The 19,196-nt window shown below is 69.3% G+C and carries 16 protein-coding genes; 6 read left to right on the forward strand and 10 right to left on the reverse strand.

All coding sequences use genetic code 11. From position 1 onward, the window contains the following. Positions 1-2 precede the first annotated feature (2 nt). Together AAG895_RS05395 and AAG895_RS05400 are read left to right on the forward strand one after the other, a co-directional pair. The gene (locus tag AAG895_RS05395; RefSeq protein WP_345794509.1) at positions 3-1,409 is read left to right on the forward strand and encodes a uroporphyrinogen-III C-methyltransferase; all 1,407 of its coding nucleotides are present in this window, start codon (positions 3-5) and stop codon (positions 1,407-1,409) included. Between the two features lie 10 nt (positions 1,410-1,419). Further along, positions 1,420-2,613, forward strand: coding sequence for a heme biosynthesis HemY N-terminal domain-containing protein (locus AAG895_RS05400; protein ID WP_345794510.1), 1,194 nt, complete (start codon positions 1,420-1,422; stop codon positions 2,611-2,613). A gap of 66 nt (positions 2,614-2,679) precedes the next feature. Here AAG895_RS05400 and hemF read toward each other — a convergent pair whose 3' ends face one another. The 6 genes from hemF to AAG895_RS05430 form a co-directional block, all read right to left on the reverse strand. Then, positions 2,680-3,588 (reverse strand): oxygen-dependent coproporphyrinogen oxidase, encoded by a 909-nt coding sequence (hemF, locus tag AAG895_RS05405; RefSeq protein WP_345794511.1) that lies wholly within the window; start codon positions 3,586-3,588, stop codon positions 2,680-2,682. Beyond that, positions 3,588-4,865, reverse strand: a complete 1,278-nt coding sequence (purD, locus tag AAG895_RS05410; RefSeq protein WP_345794512.1) for a phosphoribosylamine--glycine ligase — start codon at positions 4,863-4,865, stop codon at positions 3,588-3,590. Before purD ends, hemF begins: the two co-directional genes overlap by 1 nt. Positions 4,866-4,899: 34 nt before the next feature. Beyond that, on the reverse strand, positions 4,900-6,489 hold the full coding sequence (purH, locus tag AAG895_RS05415; RefSeq protein ID WP_345794513.1) for a bifunctional phosphoribosylaminoimidazolecarboxamide formyltransferase/IMP cyclohydrolase: 1,590 nt from the start codon (positions 6,487-6,489) through the stop codon (positions 4,900-4,902). A gap of 91 nt (positions 6,490-6,580) precedes the next feature. After that, positions 6,581-6,817, reverse strand: a complete 237-nt coding sequence (locus AAG895_RS05420) for a helix-turn-helix domain-containing protein (RefSeq protein ID WP_345794514.1) — start codon at positions 6,815-6,817, stop codon at positions 6,581-6,583. Then, complete coding sequence (dusB, locus tag AAG895_RS05425; RefSeq protein WP_345794515.1) at positions 6,814-7,860, reverse strand: tRNA dihydrouridine synthase DusB; 1,047 nt, start codon at positions 7,858-7,860, stop codon at positions 6,814-6,816. The genes AAG895_RS05420 and dusB overlap by 4 nt, the downstream gene beginning before the upstream one ends. Before the next feature lie 150 nt (positions 7,861-8,010). Then, positions 8,011-9,159, reverse strand: coding sequence for a PLP-dependent transferase (locus AAG895_RS05430; RefSeq protein WP_345794516.1), 1,149 nt, complete (start codon positions 9,157-9,159; stop codon positions 8,011-8,013). Between the two features lie 161 nt (positions 9,160-9,320). Here AAG895_RS05430 and AAG895_RS05435 point away from each other — a divergent pair, with 161 nt between their 5' ends. Genes AAG895_RS05435 through AAG895_RS05445 form a run of 3 tightly spaced genes read left to right on the forward strand, consistent with a single transcriptional unit; the run spans position 9,321 to position 11,832 of the window. Continuing rightward, positions 9,321-10,349 (forward strand): ATP-binding cassette domain-containing protein, encoded by a 1,029-nt coding sequence (locus AAG895_RS05435; RefSeq protein ID WP_345794517.1) that lies wholly within the window; start codon positions 9,321-9,323, stop codon positions 10,347-10,349. Further along, positions 10,349-11,008, forward strand: a complete 660-nt coding sequence (locus AAG895_RS05440) for a methionine ABC transporter permease (protein ID WP_004262690.1) — start codon at positions 10,349-10,351, stop codon at positions 11,006-11,008. Before AAG895_RS05435 ends, AAG895_RS05440 begins: the two co-directional genes overlap by 1 nt. 23 nt (positions 11,009-11,031) lie before the next feature. After that, entirely contained in the window at positions 11,032-11,832 is an 801-nt protein-coding gene (locus tag AAG895_RS05445) for a MetQ/NlpA family ABC transporter substrate-binding protein (RefSeq protein WP_345794518.1), read from the forward strand. A 163-nt stretch (positions 11,833-11,995) separates the two neighbouring features. On the opposite strand, the gene AAG895_RS05450 is transcribed toward AAG895_RS05445, so the two are convergent. The 4 genes from AAG895_RS05450 to AAG895_RS05465 all read right to left on the reverse strand — a co-directional run bounded on the left by AAG895_RS05450 (position 11,996) and on the right by AAG895_RS05465 (position 16,439). Next, positions 11,996-13,273 carry an FAD-dependent monooxygenase gene (locus tag AAG895_RS05450; protein ID WP_345794519.1) on the reverse strand — a complete coding sequence of 426 codons (1,278 nt, stop codon included), beginning with the start codon at positions 13,271-13,273 and terminating at the stop codon, positions 11,996-11,998. Beyond that, entirely contained in the window at positions 13,266-14,621 is a 1,356-nt protein-coding gene (locus AAG895_RS05455) for an aminopeptidase P N-terminal domain-containing protein (protein ID WP_345794520.1), read from the reverse strand. The genes AAG895_RS05450 and AAG895_RS05455 overlap by 8 nt, the downstream gene beginning before the upstream one ends. A gap of 91 nt (positions 14,622-14,712) precedes the next feature. Beyond that, positions 14,713-15,393: an N-acetylmuramate alpha-1-phosphate uridylyltransferase MurU gene (murU, locus tag AAG895_RS05460; RefSeq protein ID WP_345795234.1), complete on the reverse strand. Its 681-nt coding sequence runs from the start codon at positions 15,391-15,393 to the stop codon at positions 14,713-14,715. A gap of 17 nt (positions 15,394-15,410) precedes the next feature. Beyond that, entirely contained in the window at positions 15,411-16,439 is a 1,029-nt protein-coding gene (locus AAG895_RS05465; RefSeq protein WP_345794521.1) for a phosphotransferase, read from the reverse strand. 72 nt (positions 16,440-16,511) lie between these two features. Between AAG895_RS05465 and AAG895_RS05470 the strand changes: the two genes are divergently transcribed. Next, a complete protein-coding gene (locus AAG895_RS05470) occupies positions 16,512-19,190 on the forward strand; it encodes an LPS-assembly protein LptD (protein ID WP_345794522.1) in 2,679 nt (892 codons plus the stop codon). Positions 19,191-19,196: the final 6 nt, after the last annotated feature.

Raw genomic sequence — 19,196 nt, forward strand, 5'->3', positions numbered from 1 at the left:
CCATGAAAGAAGAGATTCCCGCCCTGACCCAGCCGCCGATGGCGCCGCACTCACCTGCGAAGGATGAAGACACCACCCGCCCGGGCGAGTCTCGTGAAGCCTCCTCCGCCGCCGCGCAGGATCCTGCGCACACGCAAGCGCCCACTCCGCCGGCTCCGGCGCCCGTGGCCGAGTCTGGCGAGGCGGGCGGGCGCAGCGCCGCGGCGTGGTGGGCGCTGCTGCTGGCGCTGATCGCGATCGGTGGCGCCGGCTGGGCGGTGTGGCAGGCGCGTGACACGCGTGCGCAGTCGGTCACGCTGCGCGAAGAGCTCGCGCGCCGGCTATCGGACGGCGAGACGGTCGCCGCCGAGGCGCGTGGCATCGTGCGCCAGCAGCAGGAAGTGATCGCCTCCTTGCAGGGCAAGCTCGGCGTGCTCGAGTCGAAGGTCGAGACCACCGAGGGGCAGGCCGCGGCGCTTGAGGCGCTGTATCAGGAGTTCTCGCGCAGCCGGGAGGACGGCGTGATCGCCGAGGTCGAGCAGGCCGTGGCGTTGGCCTCGCAGCAACTGCAGATCGCCGGCAACGTGGAGGCGGCGCTGATCGCGCTGCAGGAGGCGGAGGCCCGTCTCGCCATTCACGATCGCGGCCAGCTTGCGCCGCTGCGCAGGGCACTTGCGCGCGACATCGACGAGCTCCGCCTGCAGCCGGTGCTGGACGTGTCGGGCCTCAGCCTGCGGCTCGAGCGGCTGCTCGAGCATGCGGACGCCCTGCCGCTGGCCTTCGAGGGTCAGCTGCCGGTCGACGCCGCGGTCGGTAGCGAAATGGGGCCTGCCGAAAGCGGCGGGCTCGCGGGCTGGATGGCCAGCGTCTGGCGCTTCACGCAGGCCCTTGCCGCAGACGTGTGGCACGAGGTGCGTACGCTGGTCCGCGTCGAGCGTCTCGACCAGGACGATCCGGTTCTGCTCGCTCCGGCGCAGAACACCTTCCTGCGCGAGAACCTGAAGATTCGCCTGCTCACCGCGCGGCTGGCACTGCTCGCCCGCGATGGCCGTACCTACGAGGCGGATCTTGCCCAGGCGCGCGCTTGGATGGAGCGCTTCTTCGATCTGCGTGAAGAGCGCGTGCAGGCTGCGCTCGCCGAGCTCAAGGCGCTCGAGGCGGTCAAGGTGCGCTACGAGCCGCCCGACCTCAGCGAGACCTTCTCCGCGCTGCGCACCGTGCAGGCGCGCAGCGGCCGACCGCCTCTGCCCAGCGAGCCGGTCAGGCCGGTCGTTGAGACGTCTGCTGCGGCGCCCGCGCCTGAGACTGCCCCGGAAGCACCTGCTGCCACTGCCGCGGATGCACCGGCCGCCGACACGTCGGCCCCGGCAGCGACGCCGGAGCCGTCCGCAGAAGCCGCGCCGTCCGCAGCGCCGGCGGCGAGCGAGTGAGGGCCCGACGATGCGCGCACTGATCTGGCTGATCGGCATCTTCGCCCTCGCCGTCGGCGTGGCGATGGTCGCCGGCGTGAACGACGGCTACGTGCTCGTCGTGCTGTCGCCCTGGCGGGCGCAGATTTCCCTGAACCTGTTCATCGTCCTTCTGGTGGCGGGCGTGGCGCTGATCCATGTGCTGCTGCGCGTACTCGCCCGCACGCTGGCGCTGCCCGCTCGAGTCGCGCAGTGGCGCGACCGCCGTCGTCGCGAGAAGGCCGATCGCTCCCTGCACGATGCGCTCAACGCCCTCTTCGAGGGGCGCTTCTCGCAATCGCTGAAATCGGCGTCCACCGCGTATGCGGCCGCGGACGGCTCTGCAATGGCGGCGCTGGTGGCGGCGCGCGCCGCGCACGGACTGCAGGACGACACGCGCTACCGGGAGTGGCTCGACCATGCCGCCGAACAGGGCAAGGACAGCGAAGTTGCACGGCTGATGACCGAGGCCGAGCTCGCCATCGAGCGCCGCCAGTTCGATGTCGCCGCGGCGCGCCTGGCGCAACTGCGGGAGGCGGGCCACAAGCACATCGCGATGCTGCGCCTGGAGTCGGAGGTGGCACTCGCGCTCGGGCGCTGGGAGGAACTGCTGCACATCCTGCGTCAGCTTCGCAAGCACAAGGCGCTCACGCTCGAACAGGCCGCGCCCGGAATGCGCCGCGCGCACATCGGGCGCATGCAGGAGCTGGAGGCCAGCCCGACCGCGCTTGCCGATTACTGGGAGGCCATCCCGTCCGAGGAACTCCAGGATCGCGGCTTGCTGGAAGAGGCGCTGCCGCTGCTCGCCCGCGCGGGTTGTGCAGCGCGCGCGCGGGCTCAGACCGAGCGCCTGCTGGAAGAACGCTGGGACAGCGGGCTTGCGCGGCTGTACGCCTACTGTGCAGGCTCGGTCGATGAGGCACGTGCCTGCTTGCACCGTGCCGAGACCTGGCTGGAGCGACAACCGCGCGATTCCGGACTCCTGTTCGCGCTCGGCCAGCTCTGCCGGCGTACCGAGCTGTGGGGCAAGGCACAGAGCTATCTCGAGGCTTCGCTCGGGCTCAAGCCGGAAGTGGAAACCCACCTCGCGCTCGCGCACCTGTTCGACACCCTCGAGCGCCGCGACGAGGCCCAGCGCCACTACCGGGCAGCCGCGGAACGCCTTGGGGGCGGGGGGGCGGCCTGAGCCCGCAGGCGCCGCATCGCGGTGAGCCGCCCGCGGTGAGCCCCCGTCGTGCGCCGGGCGTCGGGCTCAGGCCCAGGCGCGCGGCTTGAGATAGACGTCGTAGAGCGCGGCCTCGGGCGAACCCGGCTCCGGGTGCCAGTCGTAGCGCCACTTCACGATCGGGGGCATCGACATCAGGATCGACTCGGTGCGCCCGCCCGACTGCAGGCCGAACAGCGTGCCGCGGTCGAAGACCAGGTTGAACTCCACGTAGCGGCCCCGGCGGTAGGCCTGAAAGTCGCGTTCGCGCTCGCCGTAGGGCGTGTCGCGCCTGCGCTCGGCGATCGGCAGATAGGCGTCGAGGAAGGCGTCGCCGACCGCTTTCGTCAGGCCGAATGCGGTGTCGAAGTCGGTCTTGCCATCGGCGCCGTGGTCGTCGAAGAACAGTCCGCCGACGCCGCGCGGCTCGTTGCGATGCTTGAGAAAGAAGTAGCGGTCGCACCAGTCCCTGAGGCGTGCGTATTCCGCCTCGCCACCCCAGGGCAGGACCGCAGCCTTGCAGGCGCCGTGGAAATGGCGCACGTCCTCCTCGAAGGGGTAGTAGGGCGTGAGGTCCATGCCGCCGCCGAACCACCACACCGGCGTCTTGCCCTCGGCCAGGGCAACGAAGCAGCGCACGTTCATGTGCACCGTCGGACAGTAGGGATTGCGCGGATGCAGGACCAGCGACACCCCCATCGCCTCGAAGCGGCGACCGGCGAGTTCGGGACGGTGGGCGGTTGCCGACGCCGGCATGCCGTCGCCCATCACGTGCGAGAAATTGACGCCGCCACGTTCGAAGAAATGGCCGTCCTCGATGACGCGCGTGAGGCCGCCGCCGCCACCGGGGCGCTCCCAGCCATCGCTGCGGAACGCCTGACCGTCGAAGGTCTCGAGGCGTTCGACGATGCGCTGCTGCAGCCCGGTGAACCAGGGCTTGACGGTGCGCGGATCCATCAGTTCTTGCGCCCGATGGCGCGGTGGCCAATGTCTCGGCGGTACTGGCGGCCATCGAACAGGATGCCGTCGGCGACCTCGTAGGCACGTTTCTGCGCGCTGCGCACGTTGTCGCCGAGGGCGGTCACGCACAGCACGCGACCCCCGGCGGTGACCACCTGGCCATCCTGCAGCGCGGTGCCGGCGTGGAACACGTGCACGTCTTCCTGCTCGGTGGCAGGCAGGCCGGTGATCACGTCGCCCTTGCGCGGGTTTTCCGGGTAGTCGGCCGCGGCAAGTACGACGCCGAGCGCGAAGCGGCGGTCCCACTCGGCCTCGGTCTGGTCGAGCTTGCCGGCGATGGCAGCCTCGACGAGGTCGGCGAGGTCGGTCTTCAGCCGCATCATGATCGGCTGCGTCTCGGGGTCGCCCATGCGGCAGTTGAACTCGACCACGCGCGGCTTGCCCTCGCCGTCGATCATCAGGCCGGCGTAGAGGAAGCCGGTGTAGGGCAGGCCGTCGGCGGCCATGCCGGCCAGCGTCGGGTTGATGATCTCGCGCATCACGCGTGCATGAACGTCGGGCGTGACCACCGGGGCGGGCGAGTAGGCGCCCATGCCGCCGGTGTTGGGACCCTGGTCGCCGTCCTTGAGGCGCTTGTGGTCCTGGCTGGTGGCGAGCGCGAGCGCGTTCTTGCCGTCGGCCATGACGATGAAGCTGGCTTCCTCGCCCTCCATGAACTCCTCGATGACGACGCGCGCGCCCGCATCACCCATGCGGTTGTCGAGCAGCATCATGTCGATCGCGGCGTGGGCCTCTTCGGCGGTCATCGCCACCACCACGCCCTTGCCGGCGGCCAGGCCGTCGGCCTTGATCACGATCGGTGCGCCCTCGGCCTCGATGTAGGCGTGCGCGGCGGCGGCATCGGAGAAGGTCTGGTACTTCGCGGTGGGGATGTTGTGGCGGACGAGGAACTGTTTGGCGAAGTCCTTCGAGCTCTCGAGCTGGGCGGCGGCCTGGGTCGGGCCGAAGATCGGCAGACCGGCGGCGCGGAAGGCGTCGACCACGCCGGCAGCGAGCGGCGCCTCTGGGCCGACCACGGTGAAGGCGACCTGCTCGCGCCTGGCAAGCTCGACCAGCACCTTGATGTCGGTGACGGGTACGTTCTGCAGCAGCTTCTCGGCAGCGGTGCCGGGGTTGCCCGGCGCGACGAGCACGCGGGTGACCTTGGGCGACTGGGCGAGTTTCCAGGCCAGCGCGTGTTCGCGGCCGCCGGAACCGATGACGAGGACTTTCATGTGCTGCTCCGAATCTCTGCTGGGGTGGTCGTTCTTAGTGGCGGAAATGCCTGAAGCCGGTGAAGACCATGGCGATGTTCTGCTCGTTGGCGGCGGCGATCACCTCTTCGTCGCGCATCGAGCCGCCGGGCTGGATCACCGCGGTGGCGCCGGCCTGGGCGAGCACGTCGAGGCCGTCGCGGAAGGGGAAGAAGGCGTCCGAGGCGACCACACAGCCGGCGATCTGCAGGCCGGCGTTCTCGGCCTTGATCTTGGCGATGCGGGCGGAGTCGACGCGGCTCATCTGGCCGGCGCCGACGCCGATGGTCATGCCGTCCTTGCAGTACACGATGGCGTTCGACTTGACGTACTTGGCTACGCGCCAGGCGAACAGCATGTCGCGTATCTCCGCCTCGGTCGGTGCGCGCTGGGTCACCACCTTCAGGTCGGCGACCTGGATGCGCGCCTCGTCGGCGCTCTGCACGAGCAGGCCGCCTCCGACGCGCTTGTAGTCGAAGGCGCCGGCGGGCTGGCCGAGCGGGCAGGTGAGCACGCGCACGTTCTTCTTGCCGGCGAGCAGTTCGAGCGCGTCGGCGCTGTAGGACGGCGCGATCAGCACTTCGAGGAACTGCGCCGACACGGCCTCGGCCGCAGCGCGGTCGACCTCGCCGTTGAAAGCGATGATGCCGCCGAAGGCCGAGGTGGGATCGGTCGAGAAGGCCTTCTTGTAGGCCTCGAGCGGGCTGGCGGCGACGGCCACGCCGCAGGGATTGGCGTGCTTGACGATGACGCAGGCCGGCGCCGAGCCGTCGAAGGCCTTGACGCACTCCCACGCCGCGTCGGCGTCGGCGATGTTGTTGTACGACAGCTCCTTGCCCTGCAGCTGGGTGTAGCCGGCGATGCCGCCCTCGGCCGCGCCCGGCTGACGGTAGAAGGCCGCGGTCTGATGCGGGTTCTCGCCGTAGCGCAGGTCCTGCACCTTGTCGAAGGCGAGCTGCAGGCGCTCGGGGTAGGTCTGCAGCGACACGTCGCCGGCCTCGTTGGTGACCAGCGCGGTGAGGTAGTTGGAGATCGCCGAGTCGTAGCGCGCGGTGTGGGTGAAGGCCTTCACCGCGAGCGCGAAGCGGGTCTTGTGGCTGAGCTTGCCCGCGTTGGCCTTGAGCTCCTCGATGATGCAGCCGTAGTCCTCGGGGTCGGTGACGATGCCGACGCCGCCATCCTCGTTGCCATGGTTCTTGGCCGCGGCGCGCACCATGGTGGGGCCGCCGATGTCGATGTTCTCGATCGCGTCCTCGAGCGAACAGTCGGGCTTGGCCACGGTCTGCTGGAAGGGATAGAGGTTCACCACCACCAGGTCTATGCGGCCGATGTCGTGGGCGGCGATCGTCTCCATGTGCTCGGCGAGGTCGCGGCGGGCGAGGATGCCACCGTGCACCTTCGGATGCAGGGTCTTGACGCGGCCGTCGAGCATCTCGGGGAAGCCGGTGTGCTCGGAGACGTCGGTGACCGGCAGGCCGGCCTCGCGCAGCAGGCTGGCGGTGCCGCCGGTCGACAGCAGCTTGATGCCGAGCGCGGAGAGTTCGCGCGCGAAGTCGAGCACGCCGCGTTTGTCGGAGACGCTGATCAGGGCTTGGGTGACGTTCATCGTGTTGGACCGGAGGTGAAGATCGGAAGGTTGCGAATCGAAAGGATCGGCGGCGTGCGATCGCTGGAACGCGTTCGCGCAGCCGCGGCGCTCACAGCAACTCGTAGTCGGTCAGCTTGCGGCGCAGCGTATTGCGGTTGATGCCCAGCATCTCGGCGGCGACGGTCTGGTTGCCGTTGGCGCGCTGAAGCACGAACTCCAGCAGCGGGCGCTCGACGTTGCGGATCACCATGTCGTGGATGGCGGCCGGCTTCTCGCCGTCGAGGTCGCGGAAATACTGGTCCAGCGTGCGGACGACGGCGTCCGCGATCTCGTTGCTGCGGCTCATGCTGCGAGTTCCTGCGGGAATTCTGCGGATTCGTCCACGTGCGCGTCCGTCTCGTAGCTCAGGCGGGCATCGGCCTCGGCAAGCTGGCCGAAGAAGTCGTCCACTGCGGCGAGCTGGGCGGGAATGTCGGGGATCTGGTTCATTGCGCGACGGAAAGCCGCCGAGCCGACCAGGCCCTTGGTGTACCAGGAGATGTGCTTGCGCGCGATCTTCACGCCACGATCGTCGCCATAGAAGCCGTAGAGGTCAGCGAGGTGCTCGCGGCAGACCTGGTGGATCTCGCTTACCAGCGGCGACGGCATGAGCTCGCCGGTGGCCAGGAAATGCTCGGTCTCGCGGAAGATCCATGGCCGGCCCTGCGCCGCGCGGCCGATCATGACGCCGTCGGCGCCGGTGTAGTCGAGCACGTACTTGGCCTTCTGCGGGCTGGTGATGTCGCCGTTGGCGATCACCGGGATCTTCACCAGCGTCTTCACGTGGGCGATGGTGTCGTACTCGGCCTCGCCCATGTACTGGTCGGCGCGCGTGCGGCCATGGATCGCGATCGCGCGGATGCCGGCGTCCTCGGCGATGCGGGCGATCACGGGGGCGTTCTTGTTGGCGCGGTTCCAGCCGGTGCGGAACTTGAGCGTGACCGGGGTATCGGGCACCGCATTGACCACCGCCTCGAGGATGCGTGCGACCAGGGGCTCGTCCTGCATCAGCGCCGAACCCGCCATCACGTTGCAGACCTTCTTGGCCGGGCAGCCCATGTTGATGTCGATGATCTGGGCGCCGTTGTCGGCGTTGTACTTCGCCGCCTCGGCCATCATCGCCGGGTCGGCGCCGGCGATCTGCACCGAGATCGGGTCGACCTCGCCGGTGTGGTCGGCGCGACGGCGGGTCTTCTCGCTGCCGTAGAGCAGCGAGTTGGAGGTGACCATCTCGGACACGGCGACGCCTGCGCCCAGCTTCTTGCACAACTGGCGGAAAGGACGGTCCGTCACCCCTGCCATGGGGGCGACGAAGAGATTGTTGCGCAAGGTGAAGCCGGCGAACTGCATGGTCGGATGGGCAGGGGAAAACGCGGCATTTTACCCCATCCCCTTGACGACTGGGCGTGCGGACTTTTGCACGATGCGCAATCGATACAGAGGCTTGCGCTCTCGGCAGCGGTGTGCATGCGGGCGCGACCCGCCCGTGTCCTGGCCGACTCAGGAGGTCGCGGCAGCGCTCAGGGCCTGGTCGAGGTCGGCGATCAGGTCCTCGCAGTCCTCGATGCCCACCGAGATCCGCAGCAGGTCGAGCGGGCAGCGCGTGCCGGGGCCTTCGATCGGGCCGCGGTGCTCGATCAGGCTCTCGACCGAGCCGAGCGAGGTCGCGCGGCGGAAGATGCGCACCGCGCCGGCGACCCGGCGCGCGACCGCTTCGCCGCCCCTCACGCGCAGCGAGAGCATGGCGCCGAAGCCGCCCTCCATCTGCCTGCGGGCGATGTCGTGGCCGGGGTGCGAGGGCAGACCGGGGTAGAGGACCGCGAGCAGCGCCGGGTGGTGCTCGAAGTGCTGCGCGATGCGCAGCGCCGAGGCGGCCGCGGTGCGCACGCGGGGAAAGAGCGTGCGCAGGCCGCGGTTGAGCAGCCAGGCCTCGAAGGGGCCGAGCACGGCGCCGCCGGCCGCGCGCGCCGTCCTGATGCGGGTCCAGAAGTCGTCGGCGGCGCGTGTGACCAGGACGCCGGCGACCACGTCGGAGTGGCCGTTGAGGTACTTGGTCGCCGAATGCATGACGATGTCGGCGCCGAGCGCGAGCGGGCGGGTGAACACCGGCGTCGGGACCGTCGAGTCGACGACCAGGCGGGCACCGGCGGCGTGGGCGAGCGCCGCTGCGCGCGCGATGTCGAGGATCTCCCAGGTCGGGTTGGCGGGCGTCTCCGCCCACACCAGGTCGGCTGGGCGCTGCAGCAGCGCGGCGAGCTCGTCGGCGTCGGCGTAGAAATCGAGCGTGATCTGCCAGTTGGTCGAGAAGCCGATCATCCAGTTGCGCAGCGACCAGTACATGTCGTGCGGGGCGACGATGCGCGCGCCGGGCCTGAGTGCCAGCAGCACCGCCGAGGCTGCCGCCATGCCGGAGGCGAACAGCGCCGCCTCGGCGCCGCCCTCGAGCCTGCACAGCAGGGCTTCGGCGGGGTCGTAGGCCGGGCTGGCGTCGCGCGCGTAGATGCGGCCGCCGGGCAGGCTGCCGTCCTCGGCGCGCTCGAAGGTGCTCGCCATGTGGATCGGCGGCACGATGTCGCGATGGGGCATGGTCGCTGCGCCCAGGCCCTGGGCGGCGAGGGTGGCGGGGGCGAGGGTGTCGTCGTGCGGCATGAGGCGCGGTCCTTGCGGGCGGGAAGTGTGAGGAAGCTCGAGGGGGGCGGGCAGGAGTGGGCGGTCGCGGGTGGCGGCGAGCCTACAAGCTTGCCTTGTTGGTGTCGAGTCGGCGGCGCGGGTAAAATCCGCGGCTTTTTCCCGCTCCGGACGCCCCTGTCGTGATCCGCATCGAAAACCTGCACAAGACCTACCGCGCCACCGACGGCCGCGAGGTGGCGGCGCTCGCCGACATCAGCCTCGAGATCGGCGCCGGCGAGGTGTTCGGCATCATCGGCCGTTCGGGCGCCGGCAAGAGCACGCTGATCCGCACCCTGAACCTGCTCGAGCGCCCCTCTGCCGGGCGCGTGCTGATCGACGGCGAGGACATCACCGCGCTCGACAGCGAAGGCCTCTACGCCCTGCGCCGTCGCGTGGGCATGATCTTCCAGCACTTCAACCTGCTCAACGCCAAGACCGTCGCCGACAACATCGACTGGCCGCTGAAGGCGACCGGGCACACGAATGCCGCCGAGCGCGCGGCAAGGGTGAAGGAGCTGCTCGCGCTGGTGGGCCTGTCCGAGCACGGCCACAAGTACCCCTCGCAGCTCTCCGGCGGGCAGAAGCAGCGCGTGGGCATTGCGCGCGCGCTCGCGAATCGGCCGCAGATCCTGCTGTGCGACGAGGCGACCTCGGCGCTCGACCCCGAGACCACGCAGTCCATCCTGCGCCTGCTGCTCGACATCAACCGCCAGCTCGGTCTCACCATCGTGCTGATCACGCACGAGATGCAGGTGATCCGCACGATCTGCGACCGCGTCGCGGTCATTGACGGCGGGCGCATCGTCGAGGCGGGCAGGGTGGCGGACGTCTTCCTGCATCCGCAGCATCCGGTCACCCGCAGCATGGTGGCGCAGAGCGACGCGCTTGCGGCGGCGAGCTTCGACCCGGCGCACGCCTACATGAGCGACAAGCTGCGCGGCACGCTGGTGCGCCTGACCTACATCGGCGACGTGACCTACCAGCCGATCCTCAGCCGCATCATGGCTGGCGGCAAGGTGCAGATCACGATCCTGCAGGGCGAGGTCTCGAGCATCAAGGACTTGCCCTTCGGCCAGCTGCTGCTCGAGCTCGAGGGCGGCGAGGACGAGATCCGCGAAGTGTTCGCCGAGCTCGACCGCCGCCAGATCCACCACGAGGTGCTGCAGTAATGGACCTGTCCGTCATCGACTGGAGCGACATCTGGCTGGCGACCTGGGAGACCCTGGTCATGACCGGGGTGTCGCTGTTCTTCACCATCCTGCTCGGCTTGCCGCTGGGCATCCTGCTGTTCGTCACCGCCAAGCGCCAGCTGCTCGAGCAGGGCTTCGTCTATACGGTGCTGTCCTTCGTGGTGAACGTGCTGCGCTCGGTGCCCTTCCTGATCCTGCTGATCGTGATGATCCCGGTCACGGTGATCCTGATCGGTACCTCGCTCGGCGTCGAGGGCGCGATTCCGCCGCTGGTGGTGGGCACCGCGCCCTTCTTCGCACGCCTGGTCGAGAACGTGCTGCGCGAGGTCGACCGCGGCGTGATCGAGGCCTGCCAGGCGATGGGCATCCGCACCCACCGCATCATCTTCGGCGCGCTGCTGCCCGAGGCGCTGCCCGGGCTGATCGCCGCCATCACCGTGACGGCGATCACCTTGATGTCCTATGCTGCGATGTCCGGCGTGATCGGCGGCGGTGGCCTCGGCGACCTCGCGATCCGTTTCGGCTATCAGCGCTTCCAGACCGAGGTGATGGTGATCACCGTCGCCCTGCTGGTCGTGCTCGTCCAGATCATCCAGTACTCGGGCGACCGCCTGGTGCTGTATTTCACCCGCAAGTGATCCCCACGAAGGAGACTTCAACGATGTCGTTTACCCTGCGCAAGCTGCTCGCCGCCGCCCTCGGCACCCTGACCCTGGCCGCCGGCAGTGCCGCGTCCGCCGCCGACCGCCTGGTCATCGCCGCCACCCCGGTGCCGCACGCCGAGATCCTCGAGTTCGTCAAGCCGATGCTGGCCAAGGAAGGCGTGGAGCTCGAGGTGAAGGTGTTCACCGACTACGTGCAGCCCTCGATGCAGACCAACGAGAAGCGCGTCGACGGCAACTTCTTTCTGCATCAGCCCTACCTCGACGAATTTAAGAAGAAGCAGAAGAACGACATCCAGACCGTGGTCACCAAGGTGCACGTCGAGCCGCTCGGCGCCTACTCGGGCAAGCACAAGGCGGTGGCCGACATCCCCGAGGGCGCGACCGTGGCGATCCCGAACGATCCGTCCAACTCCGGCCGCGCGCTGCTGCTGATGGCCAAGAACGGGCTGATCACGCTGAAGGACCTGAACAACATCTCGGCCACCCAGAAGGACATCGCCGACAACCCGAAGAAGCTCAAGATCCGTGAACTCGAGGCCGCGACCCTGCCGCGCATCCTCAACCAGGTCGACCTGGCGGTGATCAACACCAACTACGCGATCGAGGCCAAGCTCAACCCGCTCAAGGATTCGCTCTTCATCGAGGACGCCAGCTCGCCCTACGCCAACCTGCTGGTCGCGCGCGAGGACAACGCTGACAGCCCGGCGATGAAGAAGCTCGCCGCCGCGCTGAGCTCGCCCGAGGTCAAGCAGTTCCTTGCCGACAAGTACCAAGGGGCGGTGGTGCCGGCGTTCTGATCGGCAGTCGAGGATCGCGCCGCCCGATGGCGGCGCTCATGAAACGAAAGGCCTGCAGCCTCGTGTCCGGGGTGCAGGCCTTCTTGCTGGTTTGGGACGCGCATGCCGAGCCTGAACGGCTTGCCCCGAGACCTGGGGCGCCGCAAGGCCAGGTGTGGGGCCCTCACGGCCAGGCGCGGGCGCCGAACAGCATCCGGCGGGCGAGAAAATTGCGCGCAGGCGGCAGCAGGTCGAGCGCGAGCAGTGCGGCGCCGCGCGCGTGGCGTAGCGGCGCGAAGTCGTTGCTGAACACCCGCACCAGGGTATCGGTGAAACGGATCGTGCCAAGGCGGTCGAGGCCGCGGGCGCGGGCATAAGCGGCAAGCAACTCGGGGCGACCGGCGTCGAAGGGTGTTGCACCTTGCATGCCGGTGCCCGGAGCGGCCGATGCCGCCGTATGCGCCGCAGGGGCGCTCGGGCGGGCGTGACCGGATGAGGCGCCGGCAAGCCAGGCGTCGCGCCGCTTCAGCACGGTGTCAGCGAGCGCCCACACATCCCGCAGCGCGAGGTTGAAGCCCTGTCCGGCGACAGGATGTAGGGTCTGCGCGGCGTTGCCGAGCCATACCGTGCGCTGCGCGATGGTCGAGCGCCGGTAACGCAGCACCAGCGGATAGCGCAGGCGCGGACCGACGCTGGTGAGCCGCGCGCGGCCGCCGATGTGGGCCTGCAGGCGGGCGAGGTAGGCTTCGTCGTCGAGCGCGAGCAGTGCGTCGGCGGTCTCCGGGTGGGCGACATGCACCAGCGCGTAGCCCTGGCCCTTGGGCAGCAGGGCGACCGGCCCCTCGCGGGTGAAGCGTTCGAAGGCGGTGTGGCGGTGGCCGCCGGCGACCTGCACGTCGGCGATCAGCGCATGCTGGCCGTAGTCGTGCTCGACCACGTTGGCGTCCCCCGCGCGCAGCCCGCCTTCGGCGCAGGCGGCGAACCGCGCGCGCAACCTGGTCGCGGGCTGGCCGGCCACGGCGAGGCTGGCGATCACGTCGTCCGCGCCCGCGGCCAGGTTGGTGATCTCGGTTTCGTCGAGCACCGGGATGCCGGCGGCGTCGACCGCGGCGCGCAGCGCGGCGGCGAGCGTGCCGGCGGACGAGACGTAGCCAAGTGCCGGCAGCTCGTGCTCGGCGGCGTCGATCAGCGTGCGCCCGAGCCCGCCCTGATGCGAGATGTGGATGTGCTGGATCGCCGTCGTCGGCAGTGCCTCCCACACGCCGAGGCGTTGCAGCGTGAGCCGGGTGCCGTGGGCGAGCGCGAGGTCGCGCGGGTCGCGGCTGACGGCCTCGCGCGTGCGCGCATCGGCGAGCACGATGTCGAGCCCGGCGTCCTTGAGCGCGAGCGCGAGCGCCAGGCCGACCGGGCCGGCGCCGACGATCAGCAGGTCATGGACGCGCTCGGCCACGTCCTCAGCCATGACGGGTGTCCCGCATCAGCACCTCGATGTCCGCGACGGCCTTGGGTACGCCCCCGGTGATCAGCTCGCAGCCGTCGGCGGTGACCACCGCGTCGTCCTCGATGCGGATGCCGATGTTCCAGAAGGCCTCGGGTACGTCGTCGGCGGGGCGGATGTAGCAGCCCGGCTCGATGGTCAGCACCATGCCTTCGGCCAGCGGTCGCCACTCGCCGCCGAGCTTGTACTCGCCGGCGTCGTGCACGTCCATGCCCAGCCAGTGGCCGGTGCGGTGCATGTAGAAGCGGCGGTAGTCGCCGTTGTCGAGCACGCCGTCGAGGCTGCCCTTGATGAGGCCGAGGTCGAGCATGCCCTGGGCGAGCACCTTCACCGCGGCGTCGTGCGCTTCGTTCCAGTGCGCGCCGGGGCGGGTGGCTTCGCGCGCGGCGGCCTGGGCGGCGAGCACGATCTCATACACGTCGCGCTGCGGCGCGGAGAAGCGGCCGTTCACCGGGAAAGTGCGGGTGATGTCGGAGGCGTAGCCGTCGAGCTCGCAGCCGGCGTCGATCAGCAGCAGGTCGCCGTCGGCGAGTGGCTTGTCGTTGTCGATGTAGTGCAGCACGCAGGCGTTGGCGCCGCCGGCCACGATCGAGGTGTAGGCCGGCGCCTGGCTGCCGGCGGCGCGGAAGGCGTGCAGCAGCTCGGCCTCGATCTCGTATTCGAAGCGCCCCGGGCGGGTGGCGCGCATGGCGCGGCAGTGGGCGTCGGCCGAGATCTGCGCGGCACGGCGCATGGTGGCGAGCTCGGAGGCATCCTTGACGAGGCGCATCTCGTCGAGCTCGGCGCGCAGGTCGTGCACCGAGTGCGGCGGGGTGAGGCCGGTGCGGGCCCTGTCGCGCACGGCGTTGAGCGCGCCGAGCACGCGCGCGTCCCAGTCGTTGTCGTAGCCGAGGCTGGTCCACAACAGGGGCTGGTCGGCGAGGTAGTCGGGCAGGCGCTTCTCGAGGTCGCCGATGGTCCATGCCTCGTCGAAGCCGAAGGCCTCGCGTGCCGCCTCCGGGCCCCAGCGGTAGCCGTCCCAGATCTCGCGCTCCTCGTTCTTCTCGCGGCAGAACAGGATCTGCTTCGTTTCCTTGCCGGCGACCAGCACCACCACCGCCTCGGGTTCGCGGAAGGCGGTGAGGTAGTAGAAATAGCTGTCGTGGCGGTAGGCGTAGTGGGCGTCGCGGTTGCGCACCCGCTCGGGGGCGGTGGGCAGGATGGCGACGCCACCGCCGGCCGCCTGCATGCGCGCGAGCAGGCGAGCGCGGCGGGCGCGGAAGGGGGTGGTGTCGAGGGCGGGGGCCAGGTGCGGAGCGGTGAGGGTGTTCATGGGCTGAATTATGGCACTGCAGGGAAGGGCGCTGGTTTCGCGGCTTCGCGTGGACAGGCCGTTGCGTTCACCGCACGGGCCAGGGTGAGGCTCAGTCGCCGCGGCGGAGTTCCCCATCGAGCTCGGCCAGGCGCTGCGGTGTGCCAACGTCGATCCAGCGCCCGCGATGGTGGCGGCCGGTGACGGTGCCTGCGCGCATCGCCGCGCGCAGCAGCGGGGCGAGCTTGGCGGGGGTGTCGTCGGGCAGCCCGGCGAACAGCGCGGGATGGTAGGCGCCGAGGCCGGAGAAGGTCAGCCGTGGCTGGCCGTCGGCGTGGATGAGGCCGTCGGTGGCGAGGTGGAAGTCGCCTTCCGGGTGGTGCCCGGGGTTATCCACCAGCAGCAGGTGGGCGAGCGTGCCGTCGGCGCGCAGGCCGTCGGCGGCGGCGCGCAGGGCGTCGAAGTCGGCGTCGCAATACACGTCGCCGTTGACGACGACGAAGGGCGCGTCACCGAGCAGCGGCAGGGCGTGGCGGATGCCGCCGGCCGTCTCCAGCGCGCAGGCCTCCGGCGACCACGCGATGCGCACGCCCAAGGCGGCGCCGTCGCCGAGCGCCTCCTCGAGCCGGTGACCGAGATGGGCGTGGTTGATCACCAGCTCGCTGAAGCCGGCGGCGCGCAGGCGCTCGATGTGCCACACGATCAGCGGCTTGCCGCCGACCGCCAGCAAGGGCTTGGGCGTGTGGTCGGTGAGCGGACGCATGCGCTCGCCGCGGCCGGCGGCGAGGATCATCGCGCGGGTCTGGGCCATCAGAAGGTGTAGCCGACCTGGGTTTCCTCGGGCTCGAGGCGGTCGAGCAGCTTGAGCAGCGGGCCGAGGTCGCGGTAGCGCTTGCAGGCGCGGCGCAGGTAGTCCATCACCAGCGGCATGTCGGCGAGGTAGCCGTCCTTGCCGTCGCGGTGGCAGAGGCGGGCGAAGATGCCGAGCACCTTGATGTGGCGCTGCACGCCCATCCATTCGAAGTCGCGGTGGAAGTCGGCGAACTCGGCGCGCACCGGCAGGCCGAGCTTCCTGGCGGTCTCCCAGTAGCGGATCAGCAGGTCGAGGATGAAGTCCTCGTTCCAGCGGATGTAGGCGTCCTTGAATAGCGACACCAGGTCGTAGCTGATCGGCCCGTAGACCGCGTCCTGGAAGTCGATGATGCCCGGGTTGGCGCCGCGACCGTCAGCGGGCTCGAGCAGCATCAGGTTGCGCGAGTGGTAGTCGCGGTGCACGAAGACCTGCGGTTCGGCGAGGTTCACCGCGAGGATCTGCTCGAAGGCGGCGTTCAGCGTCGCGGTCTCGGCCTCGGTCAGGGTGACGCCCTTGTGGCGGGCGACGTACCACTCGGGAAAGAGCTGCAGCTCGCGCAGCAGCAGCGCGCGGTCGTACGCGGGCAGCACGCCGGGGCGGCTGGCGCACTGGATCGCGGCGAGCGAACCGAGGGCGTCGGCGTAGAGGTGGGCGGCGCGGTGTTCGTCGTCCTGCGCCTTGAGCGCCTGCAGATAAGTGGTGGAGCCGAGGTCGGAGAGCAGCAGGAAGCCCTGGGACAGGTCCTGCGCGAGCACCTCGGGGACGTGCGCGCCGGCGGCACCGAAGAGCGCGGCCACGTGCAGCCAGGGGCGCACGTCCTCCTTCTCCGGCGGGGCGTCCATGACGATGCGCGAGGGGCTGCCGTCGGCGAAACTGGCGCGGAAATAGCGCCGGAAGCTGGCGTCGGCCGAGGCCGGGGCAAGTTCGAAGGTCTGGCCGGGCAGGGTGGCGGCGAGCCAGGTCCTGAGTTGTTCGAGGCGATGCAAACCGGTTCTCCGCGGGCGTTCGTGTAGAATCCGCGAGTTTATCAACACGGTGGTCCGGGTGTGCAGCCGAGCATGCCGGATGATCGCAAAGGCTTGATCCGCATGGCTCCCCGTATGGCTCCTAATACGCGCATCCGACTGATTCCGCTGCTGCTGCTCTGCATGTCGGGGGCAAGCTATGCACAGGGATTGCCGGCACTCAAGGTGTCGCCTGACCTGCTGCGCACACCCCGGCCGTCGGCGGTCGAGCGGGAGCAGGCGGGCGGGGCGCAGACCGCAGGCCAGGGGCAGCCGGCGCCCGCGGCGGGCGCGAGGTCGGTGCCGAGCTCTCCGGCAGTGGTGGAGGAGCGCGCGCTGCCGGCAAGGAGTGCGACCGCTCCTGCCACTCCGCCAGCAGCCGCCACGCCCGCCACGCCCGCCACGCCCGCCGTCAGCAAGCCCGAGCAGCCTGCTGCGAAGCCCGAGCCAGGAAATGGCGAGCGCAAGGGCGACGCTGCGCTTGGCGCGTCCCCGGAGGCCGCCGTGGCGCCGGCCGCCGCCCCGGCACCGGCGGCGCTTGCGCCCGGGATGACCGCGGTCAGTGCCCTGCGCCTGAGCGGCTCGCGCGGCGTCGAGCTCATCGCCGAAGGCGAGGCCGAGCTGCAGCGCGACGACACCGTGCTGACTGCCGACAAGGTCACCTACCGGGAGCCGACCGACGAGGCGCTCGCCGAGGGCAACGTCGTGCTCAGCCGCGGCACCGACACGATCCGCGGCCCGCGGGCGACCCTGGTCGTCGGTGACCGCACGGGCCAGTTCGAGTCGCCGCGTTACGAACTCTCCCGCGCGCGCAGCCCCGGTCTCGCGGGGGAGGCGCCGCGTGCCGTCTCGGGCAGTGGCGAGGCCGACGTGCTCAGGCTCGAGGGCGAGAACCAGTACAGGTTGAAGAACGCCACGTGGACCACCTGCAGTCCGACCGATCCCGACTGGTACATCAAGGCGCGCGAGCTCGAACTCGACTACGACCGTGAGGTCGGCACCGCGCACGGTAGCTCGATCGTGTTCATGGACACGCCGCTGTTCTGGATGCCGTGGATCGAGTTTCCGCTCAACGGCCAGCGCCAGTCCGGCCTCCTGCCGCCGACCTTCGGCTCGTCGAACAAGACCGGTGTGGACTTCACCCAGCCCTACTACTGGAACATCGCGCCGAACTACGACGCCACCGTCGCGCCACGCTTCATGAGCCGCCGCGGCGTGCAGATCGGCGGCGAGTTCCGCTATCTGGGCGCCGACTACCAGGGTACGACGCGCGTGGAATGGATGCCCGAGGACCGGGTGACGGGCGAGGAGCGCCGCCTGGGCTCGATCCAGCACCAGCATCGGTTCGCGCCCAATTTGTACGGCACGCTGGACCTAAATGCAGTCTCGGACGACACCTACTTCGAGGATCTGTCCTCGAATGTCGGAGTGGCCTCACGCGTAAACCTGCTGCGACAGGGGCGGCTGAATTACACGGGTGGCTGGTGGACTGCGTCGGCGCGCGTCCAGAGCTATCAGACGCTCAGTCCCGATCCTGAGAAGCCGAACTATGGCCCGTATCGCCGCGTGCCGCAGGTCCTACTCTCCGCACTGCGCCCGGATCTTGCTGGTGGGTTCAGTGCCGGGATGGATGCTGAGTACGTGCAGTTCGAGCACAAATTGGCCACTCGGGTCGAGGGCGGGCGGTTAACCGCCTATCCGCACCTGTCGCTGCCGATGCAGGGCGCGGCTTGGTTCGTCACCCCGAAGGTGGGCGTGCATTACAGCCAGTACTCTTTGGAGCGCCCTGATATTCCTAGCCAAAAGGATCTGGCCACCTCGATCAACCGCTCCGTGCCGATCATGTCGATCGACAGCGGGTTATTCTTCGACCGCGAGACAGAGGTCTTCGGACGCGGGTATGCGCAGACGCTGGAGCCGCGCTTCTTCTACTTGAAGGTTCCCTATCGCGATCAAAGCGCGATTCCCCTCTTCGATACCAGTCGTTATGACGTGGGCTTTGCACAGATCTTTGCCGAGAACCGTTACTCCGGTAAGGATCGGATCGGCGACGCCAACGACCTCACTGCGGCAGTGACGACACGCTTCATCGAGTCGGACACTGGTGTCGAGCGCCTGCGAGCGCTGATCGGTCAGCGCTACTACTTTTCAGATCAGAGGGTTGGGCTGAGCAAGGCTGAAACACTGAGGGCCTCCGGCCGTGGCGCAGAGTTGCTGGCCGGGTTGGGCGGGCGCCTCAGCCCGTCCGTTTCGATGGACTCGTATTTGCAGTACAACACCGAGACAAGTCAGAGCGAACGTATAAATGCCAACGTTCGCTATCAACCCGAGTTCGGCAAGGTCCTGAACCTCAGCTATCGATACGCGCCGAAGCTTGTCATCGATCTGGAAGGACAGGATGTCGTCGGCCTGAAGGACATCGATGTCTCAGGCCAGTGGCCAATCACCCGCAACTGGTACGGGGTGGGCCGGGTCACGCACTCGATAAAGGACGGCCGCGTTACCGAAGCAATCGCCGGCCTCGAATACAACGGCGGCTGCTGGGTGTTCCGCACCGCGGTACACCGCTTTGCGATCGACGAGAACGACGTGACCAACTCCATCTTCGTCCAACTCGAACTCAACGACCTCGCGGGCATCGGCTCCAATCCGCTCAGCCTGATCAAGCGCAGCGTGCCGGGCTATGGCAAGATCAACGACTCCTCGGCCGACCGCGTGTTCGGTGCCGAGTGAGCCCCG

This window comes from Thauera sp. JM12B12 (assembly GCF_039614725.1).
Classification (GTDB): Bacteria; Pseudomonadota; Gammaproteobacteria; order Burkholderiales; family Rhodocyclaceae; genus Thauera.

Bases quoted from the DNA above. Each gene is read 5' to 3' on its own strand.
- AAG895_RS05395 (WP_345794509.1), top strand. From the start codon at position 3: ATGAAAGAAGAGATTCCCGCCCTGACCCAGCCGCCGATGGCGCCGCAC.
- AAG895_RS05400 (WP_345794510.1), top strand. From the start codon at position 1,420: ATGCGCGCACTGATCTGGCTGATCGGCATCTTCGCCCTCGCCGTCGGC.
- hemF (WP_345794511.1), bottom strand. From the start codon at position 3,588: ATGGATCCGCGCACCGTCAAGCCCTGGTTCACCGGGCTGCAGCAGCGC.
- purD (WP_345794512.1), bottom strand. From the start codon at position 4,865: ATGAAAGTCCTCGTCATCGGTTCCGGCGGCCGCGAACACGCGCTGGCC.
- purH (WP_345794513.1), bottom strand. From the start codon at position 6,489: ATGAACGTCACCCAAGCCCTGATCAGCGTCTCCGACAAACGCGGCGTG.
- AAG895_RS05420 (WP_345794514.1), bottom strand. From the start codon at position 6,817: ATGAGCCGCAGCAACGAGATCGCGGACGCCGTCGTCCGCACGCTGGAC.
- dusB (WP_345794515.1), bottom strand. From the start codon at position 7,860: ATGCAGTTCGCCGGCTTCACCTTGCGCAACAATCTCTTCGTCGCCCCC.
- AAG895_RS05430 (WP_345794516.1), bottom strand. From the start codon at position 9,159: ATGCCGCACGACGACACCCTCGCCCCCGCCACCCTCGCCGCCCAGGGC.
- AAG895_RS05440 (WP_004262690.1), top strand. From the start codon at position 10,349: ATGGACCTGTCCGTCATCGACTGGAGCGACATCTGGCTGGCGACCTGG.
- AAG895_RS05445 (WP_345794518.1), top strand. From the start codon at position 11,032: ATGTCGTTTACCCTGCGCAAGCTGCTCGCCGCCGCCCTCGGCACCCTG.
- AAG895_RS05450 (WP_345794519.1), bottom strand. From the start codon at position 13,273: ATGGCTGAGGACGTGGCCGAGCGCGTCCATGACCTGCTGATCGTCGGC.
- AAG895_RS05455 (WP_345794520.1), bottom strand. From the start codon at position 14,621: ATGAACACCCTCACCGCTCCGCACCTGGCCCCCGCCCTCGACACCACC.
- murU (WP_345795234.1), bottom strand. From the start codon at position 15,393: ATGATCCTCGCCGCCGGCCGCGGCGAGCGCATGCGTCCGCTCACCGAC.
- AAG895_RS05470 (WP_345794522.1), top strand. From the start codon at position 16,512: ATGCCGGATGATCGCAAAGGCTTGATCCGCATGGCTCCCCGTATGGCT.